This is a genomic window from Sphingobium sp. D43FB (genome assembly GCF_002312805.1).
Lineage (GTDB): Bacteria > Pseudomonadota > Alphaproteobacteria > Sphingomonadales > Sphingomonadaceae > Sphingobium.
The window spans coordinates 47,911-64,218 of the sequence record NZ_NMUA01000021.1 but is presented as its reverse complement, the minus strand read 5'-3'; the positions used below and the strand labels follow the sequence as shown (position 1 = coordinate 64,218).

The window sequence follows — 16,308 nt, the reverse complement described above, 5'->3', positions numbered from 1 at the left end:
GTCATTGTCCAATAACAGTGGGCAGCCACAGCGCCATGGCCGGGAACAGGATGATGAGGAGCAAGTGGATGAGATCACTGCCGAGGAAGGGCAGCACGCCCTTGAATATCCGTCCCAGCGGCACGTCCTTGGCCACCCCCTGGATGACATAGAGGTTCATCCCTAGGGGCGGGTGGACGAAGCCGATCTCCATGGCGCGGGTGATGAAGATGCCGAACCAGATCGGCGACATGCCCACCCCTTCGACGATCGGCAGCAGGATGGGCGTGGTCAGCAGCATCAATGCCAGCCCGTCCAGCACCGATCCCAGCAGCAGCAAAAGCAGCGCGACGACCAGCAGGGTCGGGATGGTGCCCATGTCCATGGCCGACAAGACAGTACCGACCGCTTCGGTCAGCCCGGTCACGCTGATGAAGACCGAAAAGATGATCGCGCCGATGATGACCAGGAAGATGAGGCCCGTCGTCCGCAAGGTTTCGGAAAAGGCGCGGAACAGCACCTCGCGGTTGAGCCGCCCCCGCCATGCGGTAATGGCCAGCGCGCCCGCCGTACCGATAGAGGAGGCTTCCGATGGGCTGAACCAGCCCAGTACGATCCCGCCCAGCACCACGGCCAAGAGCAGCAGCATGTCGGCGATCCGCAACATCGCCCGGCCACGCTCCGCCCAACTCGCCCGCTCGCTCGGCGGCGCGATCGAAGGACGCCAGCGCACGAGCAGCCACACGACCAGGCAATAGAAGAGCATCTGCGAAATGCCGGGAATGAGCGTGGCGGTGAACAGCGTGCCGATCGATTGTTCGGCGATGATGCCATAGACGATCAGCGCGCCCGATGGCGGCAACATCTGGCCCAATGTGCCACCGGCAGCGACGGTGCCGGTCGCCAGCGCATCGCTATAGCCGCGCTGGCGCATTTCGGGCAGCGCGACCAGGCCGATGGTCGCCGCCGTCGCCAGGCTGGAACCATTGATCGACCCGAAACCGGCACATCCGCCGATCGACGCATAAGCCAGGCCGCCGCGTCGATGGCCAATCATCTTGGCGGCGGCATCGAACAGATCCCGACTGGCATTGGCCGCAAAGAAGAGATGCGCCATCAGCATGAACAGCGGCAATGTGCCCAGTTCATAGCGGGTCAGCGTTTCGACCACGACGACGCCGGCCTTGATGAGCGCGCCCTCTGGCCCAAGCGCGACCATCAGGCCGCCGACGCCGACAAGGCCCAGCGAAACGCCGATTGGCACGCCGCACAACAGCATGGCGAACAGGAGGATAAGGCCGATCAGCCCGGTTTCGGGCGTTGCGAGGATCATGGTCGGCGCCCTTCCACCAGTTGGCGGACAAGCAGGGCGATGATGACGACCAGCGTGAGGTTGAGGAAAGCGCGCATCGCCCACCAGGGCACACCGACCAGTTCGCTCACCTCCTGGCTGCCCCACAGGTCCGCCGCCAGCCAGCAGGAGCCGCCCAGTAGCATCAGGTAGAACAGGATCGACAGCACTGTGCAGACCCATTCGGCGACATCGCGGTTGCTGCCGGTCAGCCGATCGAGGATCAGGTGAACGCGCGCATGGTTGCGGCCCAGCGTCGCGGCGACCAGCGCCAGCGATCCGCCGATCAGGACGACGACCTGCACCAGTTCGATCGCGCCCTTGAGCGGCAGGCCGGTGTGCCGACCGATCACCGCCAGCAGATTGAGCGCGGCTGCGACGATCAAGGCGACCCCGCCCGTCCATATCATCATGGTCCTGGCAGCATTCATGCAGTCACCTCTTCGACCCGGCCGTCGTTGCTGATTGTGATCGCCGGTAGCCCGGCAGCGTGCGTGATCTGTTCGACATAGGCGCAAATCTCCGCCGCGCGCGTCGCCGACGCTAGTGTTGGACGACCGGGCGGCTCGACATCGACCGGAATGATGCGGACCCCGATGGTCCGGTCCGCATCCCATGTGACATGGCCCAGAAAGGCATTGACCGCTTCGGGGTGAAAAGGCGCGAGCGGATAGGCCGGGTCGGGTTCGAACCCGAACAAAGTCCGCCGCCGCGCCGCCCATTCCGCCCGCGCCGGATGGTCCTGCGCCGGGCTGAGTGCGCTCGTCACGACGCAGCCATTGCCAAGCCCGTGGAAGATCGGCTTGCCCCGGTAAAATTCGATGCCCCGCACGATATGGGCGTGATGGCCGATGACGACATCCGCGCCCGCGTCGATCGCGGCATGCGACACCGCCCGCTCATAGGGTGCCAACTGGACGGGGGTATGGACGATGCCCTTGTGTAGCGCGACCAGCACGATGTCGGCCTGGTCCCGAACGGCGGCAATGTCGCCCTTGAGCATGGCGCGTGCTTCGTCCGTCACCTTGGCGAGCGCGGCCGCTGGCGCGATCGGCGCGCCGTCGGCGGTCTCGATCCGCAGCCAGGCGCATCCGGCCTTATCCTTGCTCGCCCAGCTCGCGACCGGACCCACGCAATTATAGCTGAGCAGTGCGATCCGATGTCCGCCGCGCGTGACGATGGCCGGTGCGCGTGCTGCGGCGAGAGTCAGCCCCGCGCCGCAATGCGCCACGCCCAGCGCATCCAGTCCCGCTATCGTATCGGCAATGCCTTCCGCGCCGCAATCGGCGATGTGATTGCCCGCCAGGCTCAGCATGGCAAAGCCCGCATCGGCGATGGCGGCCAGATTTTCGGGCGGTGCGCCGGGTGCGGGGACATCGCCTTTCAACTCCGCCCCGCGCTCCGTATGCGGCACCTCCAAATGGCCGATCGCAAGGTCCGCAGCGCGCAGCGCGGGCGCGATCCCGGCCAGCCAATAGGCGCCATCCGGCTCGTCCAGAACCAGATCGCCTGTCAGCACGATCGAGATCGCATCCTGTGTCACGCTGTCATCCGCTCCGCGTCAGAAGGACTTGCGCACGCTGACCGCGAACAGCCGCCCGATCGGGTCACTCGCCGTCGCGTCATAGCCGCCGCCACCATTGCCATTGGGCGCCAGGTTGACATAGGGCGGCGCGATATCGAACATGTTGCGCACCTCCAGCCCCAGCACGAGTCCCTTTTCGAAGAAGCCGTCAGCCTGTTGATCGCCCACCTTCCAGTTCAGCGTCAGATCGACCGGCGTATAGCTTTTTACCGACTGCACCGGCCTCGACAGATTGTTGCGATAGCCCCCGACATGGGTTGCCAGCACTCGCGCGCTGAACGGGCCATGATCCCATGTCACGCTCGCGCGCGCTTTCAGCTTCAACGGGTTGAAGATGATATTGCGCCGATCGACCAGAGGCGCCGCAGGCGTCACGGCGACATTATATTTGGTCAGATAGGTGCCGGATATATTGACCGTCAACGCATCCTTCGCGCCCAGCCGGGTGTTCCAGGTGCCGGTAAAATCGATACCGCGCGTCACCGATACGCCCAGATTCTGGCTGCGCCCGTCGACGAACAGCGTGACGTTCGCCGGATCGCCACCGGGGAAGGAGCCGCCTGCCAGCGCCACGCCCTGCGCCAGCAATTCCTGTACCCGCGCCGCCGCGGCCGCCCCGCGCAGGATGATGTCGGTCCCGGCATATTCCGCTTCATTGCCGAGGATGGTCAGGTTCGACAGATTGGCCAGCACCTGATTTTCATATTTGACGTCCCAATAGGTGATGCCGAAACGCAGGTTGGGCAGAGGATCAAAGTCCGCACCGATCGACCAGGTCGTTGCCGTTTCGGGTTTCAGGTCCAGATTGGGACCGGACAGGGCATAGCCCTGCAGCGGCGCGCCACCCGCCGGATTCTGGTAGCTCTGGCCGAAGATATTGTTGGAATTGCCATAGATTTCCGGGATGGTCGGCGCGCGGAAGGATGTGCCGTAACTGGCGCGCAGCTTGGCCCAGCGCACCGGTTGCCAATTGATGCCGAATTTGGGGTTAGTGGTCGATCCGACGTCGCTATATTTGTCGTGGCGCACCGCTGCGTTCAGTTCCAGCCGCTCGAACCCCGGCGTCGCATTGTCCGCGCCGAAGATGGGGATGTAGAGTTCGCCATAGACCGAATCCACCTTGCGGCCGAAATGGCGGAAGGTGATCGGGTTGGTCGGCGCGCCTCGCGCAGACCCCAGGGCAACGGTGAAATCCTGCCGTTCATAGCCCGTCGCCAGCTTCACCGCGCCGCCGGGCAGGGTGAAGAGCGGTCCGTTGAGCCGGGCCTCATAGGTTTTCAGGCGACCATTGGTGGGGGCGAGGAATATCTGGTTGGCGATCGTCGCCAATAGCGTCTCGCTGGTGCGTCCCAGCCCATAGGGATCGAACGCCGTCGCAGGATCGCTGCTCGCCAGTGCCGCGTTGAGCGCTGCATTGTTGATGCCATGATAGGAACCGGAAAAATCATTGGTCTTGCCATAGCCGAACAAGGCTTCGGCTTCCCAATCATGGGGCAGCTTGGCGCGCACGCCGGGTGTGATCTGCCAGCTTTCGGCCGATCCGAAACTGTCATTGGTCGGCACGTCGTCGCGGAAATTATAATCGAGTGTATAGCTGGTGCCGGTAAAGCCTGCGGGCCGCACGAAAAAGGCATTGGTCTGCGGCACGGTCAGCCGGGCGTTGGAATAGGCCGACTGGCGATAGAAGTTCCGTTTGGAGTAAAAGCCATCATAGAAGACGCTCAGCCAATCGTTAAATTCGAACCGGCCCGTGCTGTTGACCGAGTCATAATTCTGTTCCGGCATCAAATCCTGATTGGCCAGCTCATCGCACCGGTTGATCGTCCCTGCCGCCAGCGATCCCGCATTGGCCTGCGTCACGCCACCTGTCGGAATGGCATAGGTGGTGCCATTGGCATTGATGTTGCCGGGTGCGCAGCGCGCGATCCGGTAATCGCCGCCGCCTGACGCCCGCTGGTCGCTGGTGAAGAAGGACCGATCATCGCCGCTCAGGTTCGATCGTTCGACATGCTCATAGGCGACCATGATCTGTCCGCGGTCGAACACCTTGCCGATGGCCGCGCCGAGCGTCGTTTCATGAAAATCGCCGCGTGAGGCGATGCCCGACCGGGCAAAGACTTCGCCCCCGTCCAGCGACCGGCGCGGGATCAGATTGACCACGCCAGCCACGGCATCCGATCCATAAACGGCCGATGCGCCATCCGCCACGACCTCGATCCGTTCGACCCCCAGAGAAGGCAGGACCGAGGGGTCGATTGACCGGCTGTTGTTGGTCACGCGATGGCCGTCGATGATGACCAGCGTGGCATAGGGGCCGATGCCGCGCAGATTGACCGAGTTGCCATAGGTGATGTTGCCGCTGCCGCCCGATTGGCCGCGTGAATTTTCCGACACGCCAAGGTCAAAGACCTGCGGAATTTCCTTGATCATGCGATCGACCGTGACGGCACTGGACGCTTCCATTTCGGCCCGGCCGAGCGTTGTGACGGTGGAGCCAACGGGGGCCGCGCCGCGCACGCGGCTGCCGGTGACGACGATGTCGGCGGTGCTCGCCTCCTCCTGCGCTGCCGCCACAGCTGATAGACCTACAGCGATCCCGCAGCAGCCGATCTGCAAAGCGGCCCGCAGGCTGATCCCACCTTTACGATTCCTGTTCATGCCATCCTCCCTCGCCGCGTTGCGCGGCCATTATCATTGCGCCGTCGTTCAATCCGCGATCGGCAATTCGATCCACGATGCCCTCGTTCCGCCCCGCTGCACGGTGATGACCGGTGCGGGTTTCTGTTCGATATCCTTGAGGTTGCGCTGGCGCGGGTCTGCACCCGCGATCGTCACGCGCAGCCGCGCCCCTGCCGGCACGACCCGCGACACCGGCGTCAGGTCGATCGCCAGGTCCGCCTGCTGCCCCGGCGGCAATGGCGCGACATCGGCGCGCAAGCCAGAATGCCAGGGCAGGCCCATCGTCTCATAGGGTGGCTTGCCCGTCTTGCGGTGCGACAGGGCCAGTCGCCCGAAGGCGACGACTTCCGTCGTGCCATCGGCGGCCACCTGGTCGAGATAGGCAAAGATATTGGCGTCGGGCTTGTCCGCCGAAACGCGTAACCGCACAACCGGATAGCCGATCAGTTTGGTCGCCTTGGCCAAGGGCGCGCTGGTATAGCTCAGCCCCTTGTCGTCCATCGGCTTGGCCCAGAAGGCGAAATAGTCGGCGGGCGGCAGGTCGTAGCGCACGGTAAACCGGTCCGTACCTGTCTTGCCCGTCTGGGTGCCCAGTTGTCCGTCATTGACTGACCGGGCCGTGCCGCTCCGCCCTGCGTCGAAAAACCAGCGGATCGGCTTGGCGGTCTCGCCCGGTAAGGCGTTGGACCGTACATAGCCGCCCTTGCCGTCCAGCCCCTCGACCCAATAGGTCGCGCGCGGTTCGGCGGCGATGCCATTGGCGACGCCTTTGAGATGATGGTCGAAATAGCGCACGACCCCCCCGGTAAAGTCGAACCCTGGCGGCGGCACGCAATGGCTGCCCGGCCCGGCCAGGAACTTCGATCCCGCCATGTTCGCTGCGCTCAGGATCGACTGGGCGGTTGGCTCGTCCTGCCAGTTGCTCCAGAAATAGGTGGCGATCCCCGCCTGCCGGATCGCATCGAGATAGCGATAGACGCCGACCTCTTCCCAGAAGGCGTTGCCGGTCAGCGGCGACACGCTGTCGCGATACGGCATGCCATACCATAGCGCCGCCATCGGCGTGTTCTTCGCATGTTGCTGCACCGCCGCCTGCAATTGCGCGCCGTCGCGGTCGCCATCGACCGGCAGGCTCGCCAGATCGTCGCTCAGCGGCTCGTCCGGCCGAGTGTTGAATTGTGCCGTGATCCCGCCGCGCCGAACGAAAGCATATTTGTCGAGGTCGGACGCGCCGACGAACACCGCCTTGAGCGACGGCGGCGCGGTGGTGGCGGTGTGAAAGGTGGTGCCGCCCAGATAGGAGCAACCGATCATGCCGACCTTGCCGCTGGAAAAGGGCTGCCGCGCCAGCCATTCGACCAGATCATGGCCGTCACGCGCTTCGGTCCTGTCCTGAAAGCCGTGACGGCGACCAAAGGACGCGCCCTTGCCGCGAATATCCGCGACGGCGACGACATAGCCCGCCTTGATCAGCGATCGTAATGCCAGCCGGTCGTCCAGAGCGACTTCCTTGATCGTGCCATCCTTGTCCCGAAACCGTGCCCGATAAGGGGTGAAGACGAAGATCACCGGCAACTTTTCGGCCGCGACCTTGTCCTTGTCGCTGGGGCGATACAGGTTGACGGCCAGCTTCGTGCCATCGCGCACCGGCACATAGACCGAACTGCGCTGCACATCGGCATAGTCCCTGGCCAGCCCCGGCATGGCGACCCCCAAGGCCGCCAGCATTGCGATCGATCGCGCCGCCTGCATCGCTCTCTCCTATTGTTGACAATTTCATCAGCGATCAGGCGGGCCGATGCAACCAAAAACTCGCTGACAATATTGTTGACAATATTGTCCGATGGCGAGACTATCAGCCTATGGACGGTATGGAAAAACGCGCGCCAACGGGCGTGGAAGTGGCGGACTGGGTCCGCAACCGCATCAGAAACGGGCGTTTTTCGCCGGGACAGCGGCTGGTCGAGGTTGATATCATCCGCCAGACCGGGGCCAGCCGCTCAAAAGTGCGCGAGGCGCTGCAACGTCTAGAAGGGGAAGGCCTTGTCCAGATCGAGGAGTTTCGCGGTGCCTCCGTCAAGAGCACGGGCCTGGAGGAAGTCGCGCAAATCTACCGCGCCCGCATCGCGTTGGAAGGAATCTGCGCCGCGGATTTTGCGCGCCATGCCTCGGACGAAGATAAGCGCCAACTGTGCGCGGTGCAGGACCAGCTGGACCAGTGCGTGATCGATCGCGCGCCCGACCGCTTTGGTCGGCTGAATCTCGAATGGCATCGGATCATCGTGCAGGGGTCTGGTAACAGCGTTATCGCCGAATTGCTCAAGCGGCTGAACGTCCCCATCCACCGGCTATTGTTCGAAAGCTTCTACGACGAAGGCCGCCTGCGCACCGCAAACGCCGATCACAAGAAGATGGTCGCCTTGCTGTTGGCGGGCGATGCGGAAGGCGCCGAAGCCGCCATGCGCAGCCATATCGCCGATGGCTTCGACACGCTTTCAAAGATCGAGAGCGAATTTTACGGCTGATCGGCCACGCTGATGATCTCCTCCGATCAGATGCGTTGCAGATTCGCAGCGAGCTAAGGACGCAGGTCGGTCCACCGCTGAAAGACAGCCAGAGCGTAGGTGGCGCAGCTGGCGCCCGACCGCGACCCAGCGCCGCTCCTCGACATACTGAGTGAGGCGACGAAGGGCGAACGGGTGGTTGGCGCGCGACCGGACTTGCGCGAATCGGGTGGGGTTTGATGGCTTGATCCGCTCTGTCGACGCGGTGACCCTGTCATCACCAGCCACCACGCTCAGGCTGAATATCACGAAGGTCTGATCCTTCGTTCGCGCATAGGCTTCCTGCGAAATACGTGCCGGTGCCCGCTCCGCGACTGCGCCGCCACTATCGACAACGCGCGGACGATAACGCCAAATTCTGGGACCACGGTTTGAAAGCGCTTCGCCCGGCGTAACAGGTCGTCGCTCATATGGCTCATTCTGCCGCAAATTTCCCCTTCCCAAAAATATCCATATATAGAGATCTATGTTCAACATATGGAACTAACGGGTTTGAACGAGGCGGCAGGTCAAGTCGCCCACTGGCTCAACGCCCAGCATTATGTGCATTGATTTGGGGAGGATGGTTGATGAAGTTTTCCAGGAACGGCGCCTTGGTTTCGAGCGCTGCCATGGCCGTGTTTCTGCTTTCCGCCGGGACGGCAACCGCGCAGCAGGAGGCAGCCAGCGATAGCGACATCGTCGTCACCGGCATCCGCAGCAGTCTGCAGGGCGCGTTGAACGCCAAGCGCAATGCGCCGCAGGTGCTGGACGCGATTTCAGCCGAAGATATCGGCAAATTCCCCGACAAAAATATCGGCGAAGCGCTGCAGCGCGTGACCGGCGTGCAGCTTTCGCGCGCCGATGGCGAAGGCGCTGGCGTGACCATCCGCGGTGCCGACCCGTCGCTCAATCGCGTCGAGATCAATGGCACGACCGCTTTGTCCACCACGGTAGGCGGCGGCCGCGATGTCGACTTCCGCGACCTGCCCTCCGAATTCGTCAACCGGCTGGAAGTCGTCAAGTCCGCAACGGCCGACATGACGGAAGGCGGCGTCGGTGGCACCGTGCGCGTCATTACCCGGCGCCCGTTCGACAATGGCGGCAAAACCTATGTCGCCGGATCGGCCCAGGCCATCTATTCCGACATTGCCGACTATATGGACCCGCGCGTTGCCCTGATTGCCAGCGACACCTTTGCCGACGGCAAACTTGGCATATTGGTGTCGGGCACGTTCGAAAACCGCAATGTGGAAAGCCATCAGGCGCGTACCACCGGCTGGGTTCGGTTGGACAGCGACCGGACGACGCCGGGCTTGCAGGCCTATGATTTGAACGAAGACGGCGCGGCCGACTTCTTCCCCGACATTCCCCGTTACGTCATCAACCGCCTCGAAACGCGGCGTTATGCGCTGAACGGCATTCTCGAATGGCGGCCGAGCGATGATCTGACCGCTTATATGGAAGGGAATTGGACCCGGTCCAACCAGTCGGTCACATCGCAATTCCTGCAGACAGGGACCAGTGGCGGATTGGTCGATGTCGCCAATACCGTCATTGGCCCGGACAATACCGTCACCCATCTTGAGATGATCAACAACCCGGCTTTGGCGCAGACCAGCCAGCTGGGCGTATCCTATCGCAACATATTGGGCGACATCCGCCGCACCACCTATAATCTCGCCGTGGGTGCCGATTGGACCAGCGGCAATCTGAAGCTCAGCCCCAAAATCTCCTATTCCAAGGCGCAGGCCTATAATAATGAGATCAACGCGACGGCGGCGGTGACCGGCATGTCCCGCCTGATCGTCGACTATGACAATCCCCAGCAGGCGCCCCAGATCATCCTGCCCAATGATCCGACGACGATCGCCGGGATCAACCAGCTAACCGTGCTGCGTCGCCCGCGTTACGACGATCAGGCGGAAAAAATGGCGAAGCTCGACGCTGAATATACGTTCGACACCGGCTTCCTCACGTCGATCAAGGTGGGTGGTCAATATCGCGACCTGACCGTCAAGAGCCGCTTCTTCAGCCGGACGACAACGCTGAACGGCTTTAGCGATCCTGCGGTGCAGAGCCAGATCAGCGCCATTGTCGCCGGCAATGCGGGCCTTGGCACGTCGCCCTTCTTTAACACCGGAAATCTGGGCTTCGATGGCGGCTATACCGGCTGGCTGAACATGACCCAGGCAGTCGCGGATGCGGTGGGTGTGCCCGACCCGTTCGCGCCCGGCGGCTGCCCCGCCAATGCGGACGGCACATGCCAGGTCTTCACCGACACATGGGAAGTGGGCGAGCGCAACATTGCCGGCTATGCCCAGGCATCATTCGCCTTTGATGTCGGATCGGTCGCGGTCAGCGGCGTTGCCGGTGCGCGTGTCGTCAATACGCAGGTGGATACGTCCGGTTTCCTGCGGACGGCGCAGCCAGGCGGTCAGCCCGCGCTGATCAGCCCGGTTGCCTTCGACAGCAAGAACACCGAGTTCCTGCCATCGATCAACCTCAAAGCCGAGCTGATCCCGAACACGCTGATGGCGCGTTTGACGGCCAGCGAAGTGATGGCCCGTCCCCTGCCACAGCAGCTTGCTCCGCGGTTCACCCTGGATGTCGTGGGCTTGTCGGGTTCACGCGGCAATCCCGCGCTCCAGCCGTTCCGGGCACGCCAATATGATGCGGGTCTGGAATATTATATCAACAAGACGAGCTTTGCCTCGGTCACCTATTTCCGCAAGGAAATCGGTTCCTTCATCCAGAATACGACGGAGCCGTTCACGGACGCCAATGGTGTCACCTATGCGATCACGGTGCCGAGCAACGGAACGCAGAAGGTGACGATCAACGGCATCGAAGCGGGCGCACAGGTCGCGTTCGACTTCATCAACATACCCGTGGTCAAACATATGGGCGTGATCGCGAACTTCACTTACTCGAAGGATAGCGGTTATGAAGGCACCGACTTCTTCACCGGCGATTCCCTGCCGTTTCAGGGCCTGTCGCGCAAAAGCTACAATATTTCGGCCTATTATGAGGATGATGTCTTCAGCATCCGTGGCGCCTATAACTGGCGCTCGAAATATCTGATCACCGCGGTCGGGCGTGGCAATAATCCGGAATTCGGCGAAGCCTATGGCCAGCTGGACGCATCGCTCAACCTCAATCTGATGAAGGATGTCTCGCTGTTCCTGGAAGGCGTCAACTTGCTCGATGCCACGCGCAAGGAGAATGCCAACAGCATCTATCGCCGCACGATCATCGAAACGTTCGGGCGTCGTGTCTATGGCGGTATTCGGTTCAAGCTCTGATCCGCTCCCCCGTGGTTCCCCTTCTAGACCACGGCTCTTGCTGCGGGATCTCCCCCTTCTCCCGATCCCGCAGCATTTCTTCGTTCAGCCTGAACCGGGAATAGCGCCATGTTCAACCGCCGCACGATGCTGATGTCGCTGATGCTGGCACCGGTCGCCGTACGCGCGGATGGCGGACGCACCGTTTCGGGCGATGATTTTCGCGGCGGCCTCGAACAATGGCGGATGGAAGCGATCGGCGATGCCCGCGTCTCGGCGCGGGATGGCATTTTGGACATCGACGCCCCCGCCGGGGTCACGCTCTGGTTTCTGCCCGCCCTCATGGCACCCGTCGCGATCCGTTATGAGGTGCGGGCGGTGGCCCAAGGCGGACCCCATGACGCGGTCAGCGACGTCAACGCCTTCTGGATGGCGACCGACCCCGCCGCACCGGCCGGGTCGGTGCTGGGCCGACGGCGCAGCGGCGCGTTCGAGGATTATGATAGGCTGAAAACCTATTATGTCGGCATCGGCGGCAACCGCAACAGCACGACGCGGATGCGCCGCTATGTCGGCCGGGTGGGCGAACGACCGTTGCTGCCAGACCATGACCGACTGGCAAAGGCAGACATGCTGACACCGAACGCCTGGTTCGCCATTGGCCTGATCGCTGACGGCCATCATATCGCGGTCGAGCGCGATGGCGCGCCCCTGTTCGAGATGGACGACCCCGCCCCCTATCGTCGTGGTCATTTCGGGCTGCGCACCACGCAGAGCCACATTCAGGTCCGCAACCTGACCATCACCCATGGCTGACAAAAGGAGCGGAACGCCGATGAAGACAGGGATCATAGTCAGCCGCCGGGACAGCCTGAGGTTTGGCCTGCTGACCGGCGCTTCGGCGCTCCTGCCTGCCGCTGCACGGGCCGCGAACGCACGCGGCAGCAACGTGCCGCCGACACCCGTGCGCTGGATCGACGATGCCGCGCCGCCGCTTTCGCTGGGCCAGACCTTTGGCGTGCCATGGCCGCAAGGGGCATTGCGCGCTGGAACCGCCCTGTCCGTCAAAGACGCCGAGGGCAAGGCTCTGCCATCGCAGCACTGGCCCTTGGCCAGCTGGCCGGATGGATCGCTCAAATGGACCGCCCATGCGCTGCCCGCCGGAGACACCCCGTCGGCAAGCATGACGGTCGTCCAGGGCAAGCCCGTCGCGCCCCCCGCGCCGGTCCTGTTGCGCGAAACCGCCGACCGGATCATGATCACGGTCGGGTTGGTCCAATGGACGATCGGCAAGTCGGGCAATTCGATCATCCAGTCGGCAAAAGCAGGCGAGCGGACCGTCATGGGATCGCTGGCGCTGATCGCCAGCGTGGACAACGCACCGCAAGGCGGGGAGCGCAGCCATTTCACGGGCAGGATCGACAAGGCGACGGTCGAACAGAAGGGGCCGGTGCGCGCCGTCGTGAAACTGGAAGGGATGCATGAGGGGCAAGGGCGCGCCTGGCTGCCGTTTGTCGTCCGCCTTTATGCCTATGCAGGGGCCGATCATCTGCGGGTCGTGCATAGTTTCATCTTCGACGGCGATCCGGCCAGGGATTTCATCAGCGGCCTCGGCGTGCGGGCGCAAGTACCGATGGATGCTGCCCCGCATGACCGTCATGTGCGGATCAGCACGGGCGCGGACGGATTGTTCAGCGAGGCGGTCCGGCCGCTGACCGGCCTCCGCCGCGATCCGGGTGCGGCCGCGCGCAAGGCGCAGATTGCGGGCCAAGCCGTGGCCATCGACGCCATGGCACCGACGGTTCGCAATCTGCTCGACCGCATCCCGACCTGGGGCGATTTCACGCTGAGCCAGCTCTCCGCCGACGGCTTTGCCATCGCCAAGCGGACCAAGGCCGGGCAGGCGTGGATCGATGCGACATCGGGAACGCGCTCGCAGGGCCTGGGCTATGTTGGATCGCCCACAGGCGGCGTCGCGATCGCGGCGCGCTATTTCTGGCAGCGGCATCCCGCGCAGATCGACATTCGTGGCGCCGACACCGACCAGGCGTCGCTCACCGCCTGGCTCTGGTCCCCCAACGCACAGCCGATGGACATGCGCCCCTATAGGGACGTCATGGGCATGGAAGCCTATGCCGCCCAGAATGAAGGGCTGGACATCACCTATGAGGATTATGAACCCGGCTGGGATGACGCGACCGGCGCGGCCCGGACCAGCGAACTGACCCTCTGGGCCTGCGCGGCGACGCCCGGAGCGGCGCATCTGGCGGCGATGGCGCAGGCCAATGCGACGCCGCCGCAACTGATGGTGACGCCCGAACGCATCCATGCGGCCGACGTGCTGGGCATCTGGAGCCTGCCCGACCGATCCAGCCCGCTGAAGGCGCGGATCGAGGATCAACTGGTCAATCTGGTCGATTTCTATGCCGAAGAGGTCGACCGGCGCGGCTGGTATGGCTTCTGGAACCATGGCGACGTCATGCACACGTATGACGAGGATCGGCACGTCTGGCGCTATGATATCGGCGGCTATGCCTGGGCCAATAGCGAATTATCGCCCGACCTGTGGCTTTGGTATGATGTGCTGCGCAGCGGCCGGGCGCGCGCCTTTCGCCTGGCCGAAGCGATGACCCGCCATACAGGCGAAGTCGATGTCTATCATCTTGGCCGCTTTGCGGGCCTTGGCACGCGACATGGCGTTCAGCATTGGAGCGACAGCTCCAAACAGCCGCGCGTTAGCAACGCTGCCTATCGTCGCATCTTCTATTATCTGACCGGCGACGAACGGGTGGGCGACCTGATGCGCGCTTTGGTTCCCTCGGACCAAGCGCTCACCCATGTCGAGATCGGCCGCAAGGTGCCCGGTGCCGAGCGCAAGACCCTCCCCGAAGGCGTCGTGGATTTCAGCTTCGGTACCGTCTGGGGGTCGCTCGCGGCGGCCTGGCTGACGGAATGGGAACGGACGGGCGACGTGCGGTGGCGGGACCGGCTGGTCGCCGGCATGGATAGTATCGGGCGATTGAAATATGGCTGGCTGGCGGGCAGCGCCCCCTATGATCTCAAATCCGGGCGCTTCATCGGGTCGGGAGACAAAATATCCATCTCGCATCTCAACGCCGTATTCGGGGCGTTTGAAGTGAATGCCGAATTGTTGCAACTGATCGACGTGCCGCGCTATCGGGCGGCATGGCTCGATTATTGCCGCTGGTTCAACGCTTCGCCGCAGGAATGGGACGCGCATTTTTCTCTGCCCTTCGGCAAGCGGAACCTGAAGGAAGGGCATTCCCGCCTGACGGCCTATGTCGCGCGGGAAACCGGCGATGCCGCGCTATCGACACGCGCCGCGCGCGAATTTTTGGGGGGCGAGGCCGGATTGGGGCTGTCGGATGGCGACCCGCGGGTCGCGCATAGCGGCCCCGATTTCGTTCGCCTGACCGTCGAGTGGCCGGGGGTCTCCACTAACGCCGCATCGCAATGGGGATTGGCGGCGATCCAGAATCTGGCACTCATTCCCGACGCACTGGAATGGGCCGCCGCAGAAAAGAGGAATTGAGGATGCGCAAAGCGATGATCGGATGGGCCGCGATGGCGGCAGTTGGCCTCGCCGGGGCCGTGCAGGCAAAGCCGGCCGCCGAATGGATCGACCAGACGACCGGCCACCGTGTCCTGCGGCTGACGCAGCAGCCGGGCAGCGCCAGCCTCTATTTCCATCAGAACAGCTATACGCCCCAGGGCGACAAGATGGTGATATCGACGCCCGACGGCATCGCGGTGATGACGCTGGCCGACTGGACCATCAAGCCGCTGGTCAAGGGCAAGGATCTGCAACTGCTGTTCACCGGGCGCAAGACCCGCACGGCCTATTATGCCAGCCGCAAGCGCGATGACGGGGCGGGCGGCACGACCATCTTCGTGGCGGATATCGACAGCGGCAAGACCCGCAAAATCGCGACGGTCGATGGCGGTTCGATAGGGTCGATCAATGCCGACGAAACGCTGCTGCTTGGCCAATGGGCCGCCAGCGACAAGCCGCTTCAACCCGACGGCACGCAAAAGGCCGGGACGCCGGAGATTAAGCAGACCTTCGGCCAGGCGCATTATGCCGCCAATGGACCGGACGGAAAGCCGCTCAGCTTTGCCGAGGCGAAGGAAGTGCGGCTGAACGAACGGCTGGAAGCGAAGATTCCGATGGAGATCTTCACCATCGACATCCGCACCGGCGAGCGGAAGGTCGTCGTCGCCTCGACGGATTGGCTCAACCATATCCAATTTTCGCCGACCGATCCCGGCCTCATCATGTATTGCCACGAAGGGCCGTGGCACAAGGTCGATCGGATCTGGACGATCCGCACTGACGGCAGTGGCAAGCAGCTGATCCACAAGCGGATCATGAACATGGAAATTGCAGGCCATGAGTTCTTCTCGCCCGATGGCGCCTGGATCTGGTATGATCTGCAGACGCCGCGCGGCGAAGTCTTCTGGCTGGCGGGCTATGAGATCGCCACCGGTCGGCGGCAATGGTATCATGTCGATCGCAACCAATGGTCGGTCCATTATAATCAGGCACCTGACATGCGCCATTTTTCAGGCGATGGCGGCGATAGCGAGATGGTCGCCCATGCGCCCGATGGCAAATATCTCTACCTCTTCACCCCGCGCGCCATACCCGATGTCGCCGGCATTCATGCGGACAACGCTGCGGACCTGATCGCGCCGGGCACGTTCGGGGTCGAAAAGATCGTGGACATGCGCAAGCATGATTATCGGCTGGAACCCAACATCACTTTCACGCCCGACGGCAAATGGATGATCTTCCGCTCCAACATGGACGGCGCACCGCACATCTATGCTGCTGAATTGCGCAAACAGGGCGGATCATAGGGGGGG

10 protein-coding genes are annotated in these 16,308 nt (G+C 63.1%); 5 read left to right on the top strand and 5 right to left on the bottom strand.

Annotated features, from left to right (window positions below; all coding sequences use genetic code 11):
• Nucleotide 1 precedes the first annotated feature (1 nt).
• The 5 genes from SxD43FB_RS16675 to SxD43FB_RS16655 are packed head-to-tail and all read right to left on the bottom strand — an operon-like array spanning nt 2 to nt 7,346.
• The gene (locus tag SxD43FB_RS16675) at nt 2–1,312 is read right to left on the bottom strand and encodes a TRAP transporter large permease (protein WP_096063155.1); all 1,311 of its coding nucleotides are present in this window, start codon (nt 1,310–1,312) and stop codon (nt 2–4) included.
• On the bottom strand, nt 1,309–1,761 hold the full coding sequence (locus tag SxD43FB_RS16670; protein WP_096063154.1) for a TRAP transporter small permease subunit: 453 nt from the start codon (nt 1,759–1,761) through the stop codon (nt 1,309–1,311). Before SxD43FB_RS16670 ends, SxD43FB_RS16675 begins: the two co-directional genes overlap by 4 nt.
• Entirely contained in the window at nt 1,758–2,873 is a 1,116-nt protein-coding gene (locus SxD43FB_RS16665) for a CapA family protein (protein WP_096063153.1), read from the bottom strand. Before SxD43FB_RS16665 ends, SxD43FB_RS16670 begins: the two co-directional genes overlap by 4 nt.
• Nucleotides 2,874–2,891: 18 nt before the next feature.
• On the bottom strand, nt 2,892–5,573 hold the full coding sequence (locus SxD43FB_RS16660) for a TonB-dependent receptor (protein WP_096063152.1): 2,682 nt from the start codon (nt 5,571–5,573) through the stop codon (nt 2,892–2,894).
• A 48-nt stretch (nt 5,574–5,621) separates the two neighbouring features.
• Nucleotides 5,622–7,346: a CocE/NonD family hydrolase gene (locus SxD43FB_RS16655; RefSeq protein WP_096063151.1), complete on the bottom strand. Its 1,725-nt coding sequence runs from the start codon at nt 7,344–7,346 to the stop codon at nt 5,622–5,624.
• A 119-nt stretch (nt 7,347–7,465) separates the two neighbouring features.
• Between SxD43FB_RS16655 and SxD43FB_RS16650 the strand changes: the two genes are divergently transcribed.
• From SxD43FB_RS16650 to SxD43FB_RS16630, 5 genes are all read left to right on the top strand, one after another.
• Nucleotides 7,466–8,119 (top strand): GntR family transcriptional regulator, encoded by a 654-nt coding sequence (locus SxD43FB_RS16650; protein ID WP_096063150.1) that lies wholly within the window; start codon nt 7,466–7,468, stop codon nt 8,117–8,119.
• Between the two features lie 608 nt (nt 8,120–8,727).
• The gene (locus tag SxD43FB_RS16645) at nt 8,728–11,442 is read left to right on the top strand and encodes a TonB-dependent receptor (protein WP_096063149.1); all 2,715 of its coding nucleotides are present in this window, start codon (nt 8,728–8,730) and stop codon (nt 11,440–11,442) included.
• Nucleotides 11,443–11,550: 108 nt separating this feature from the next.
• On the top strand, nt 11,551–12,237 hold the full coding sequence (locus tag SxD43FB_RS16640; protein ID WP_096063148.1) for a DUF6250 domain-containing protein: 687 nt from the start codon (nt 11,551–11,553) through the stop codon (nt 12,235–12,237).
• A gap of 19 nt (nt 12,238–12,256) precedes the next feature.
• A complete protein-coding gene (locus tag SxD43FB_RS16635; RefSeq protein ID WP_096063147.1) occupies nt 12,257–14,974 on the top strand; it encodes a Tat pathway signal sequence domain protein in 2,718 nt (905 codons plus the stop codon).
• A 14-nt stretch (nt 14,975–14,988) separates the two neighbouring features.
• Nucleotides 14,989–16,302 carry an oligogalacturonate lyase family protein gene (locus SxD43FB_RS16630; RefSeq protein WP_096063171.1) on the top strand — a complete coding sequence of 438 codons (1,314 nt, stop codon included), beginning with the start codon at nt 14,989–14,991 and terminating at the stop codon, nt 16,300–16,302.
• The last annotated feature ends 6 nt before the right edge of the window (nt 16,303–16,308 follow it).

Excerpts from the sequence above, each read along its gene's own strand:
- SxD43FB_RS16645 (WP_096063149.1), top strand. The coding sequence starts at position 8,728 with ATGAAGTTTTCCAGGAACGGCGCCTTGGTTTCGAGCGCTGCCATGGCC.
- SxD43FB_RS16670 (WP_096063154.1), bottom strand. The coding sequence starts at position 1,761 with ATGAATGCTGCCAGGACCATGATGATATGGACGGGCGGGGTCGCCTTG.
- SxD43FB_RS16650 (WP_096063150.1), top strand. The coding sequence starts at position 7,466 with ATGGAAAAACGCGCGCCAACGGGCGTGGAAGTGGCGGACTGGGTCCGC.
- SxD43FB_RS16635 (WP_096063147.1), top strand. The coding sequence starts at position 12,257 with ATGAAGACAGGGATCATAGTCAGCCGCCGGGACAGCCTGAGGTTTGGC.
- SxD43FB_RS16655 (WP_096063151.1), bottom strand. The coding sequence starts at position 7,346 with ATGCAGGCGGCGCGATCGATCGCAATGCTGGCGGCCTTGGGGGTCGCC.
- SxD43FB_RS16630 (WP_096063171.1), top strand. The coding sequence starts at position 14,989 with ATGATCGGATGGGCCGCGATGGCGGCAGTTGGCCTCGCCGGGGCCGTG.
- SxD43FB_RS16640 (WP_096063148.1), top strand. The coding sequence starts at position 11,551 with ATGTTCAACCGCCGCACGATGCTGATGTCGCTGATGCTGGCACCGGTC.
- SxD43FB_RS16675 (WP_096063155.1), bottom strand. The coding sequence starts at position 1,312 with ATGATCCTCGCAACGCCCGAAACCGGGCTGATCGGCCTTATCCTCCTG.
- SxD43FB_RS16660 (WP_096063152.1), bottom strand. The coding sequence starts at position 5,573 with ATGAACAGGAATCGTAAAGGTGGGATCAGCCTGCGGGCCGCTTTGCAG.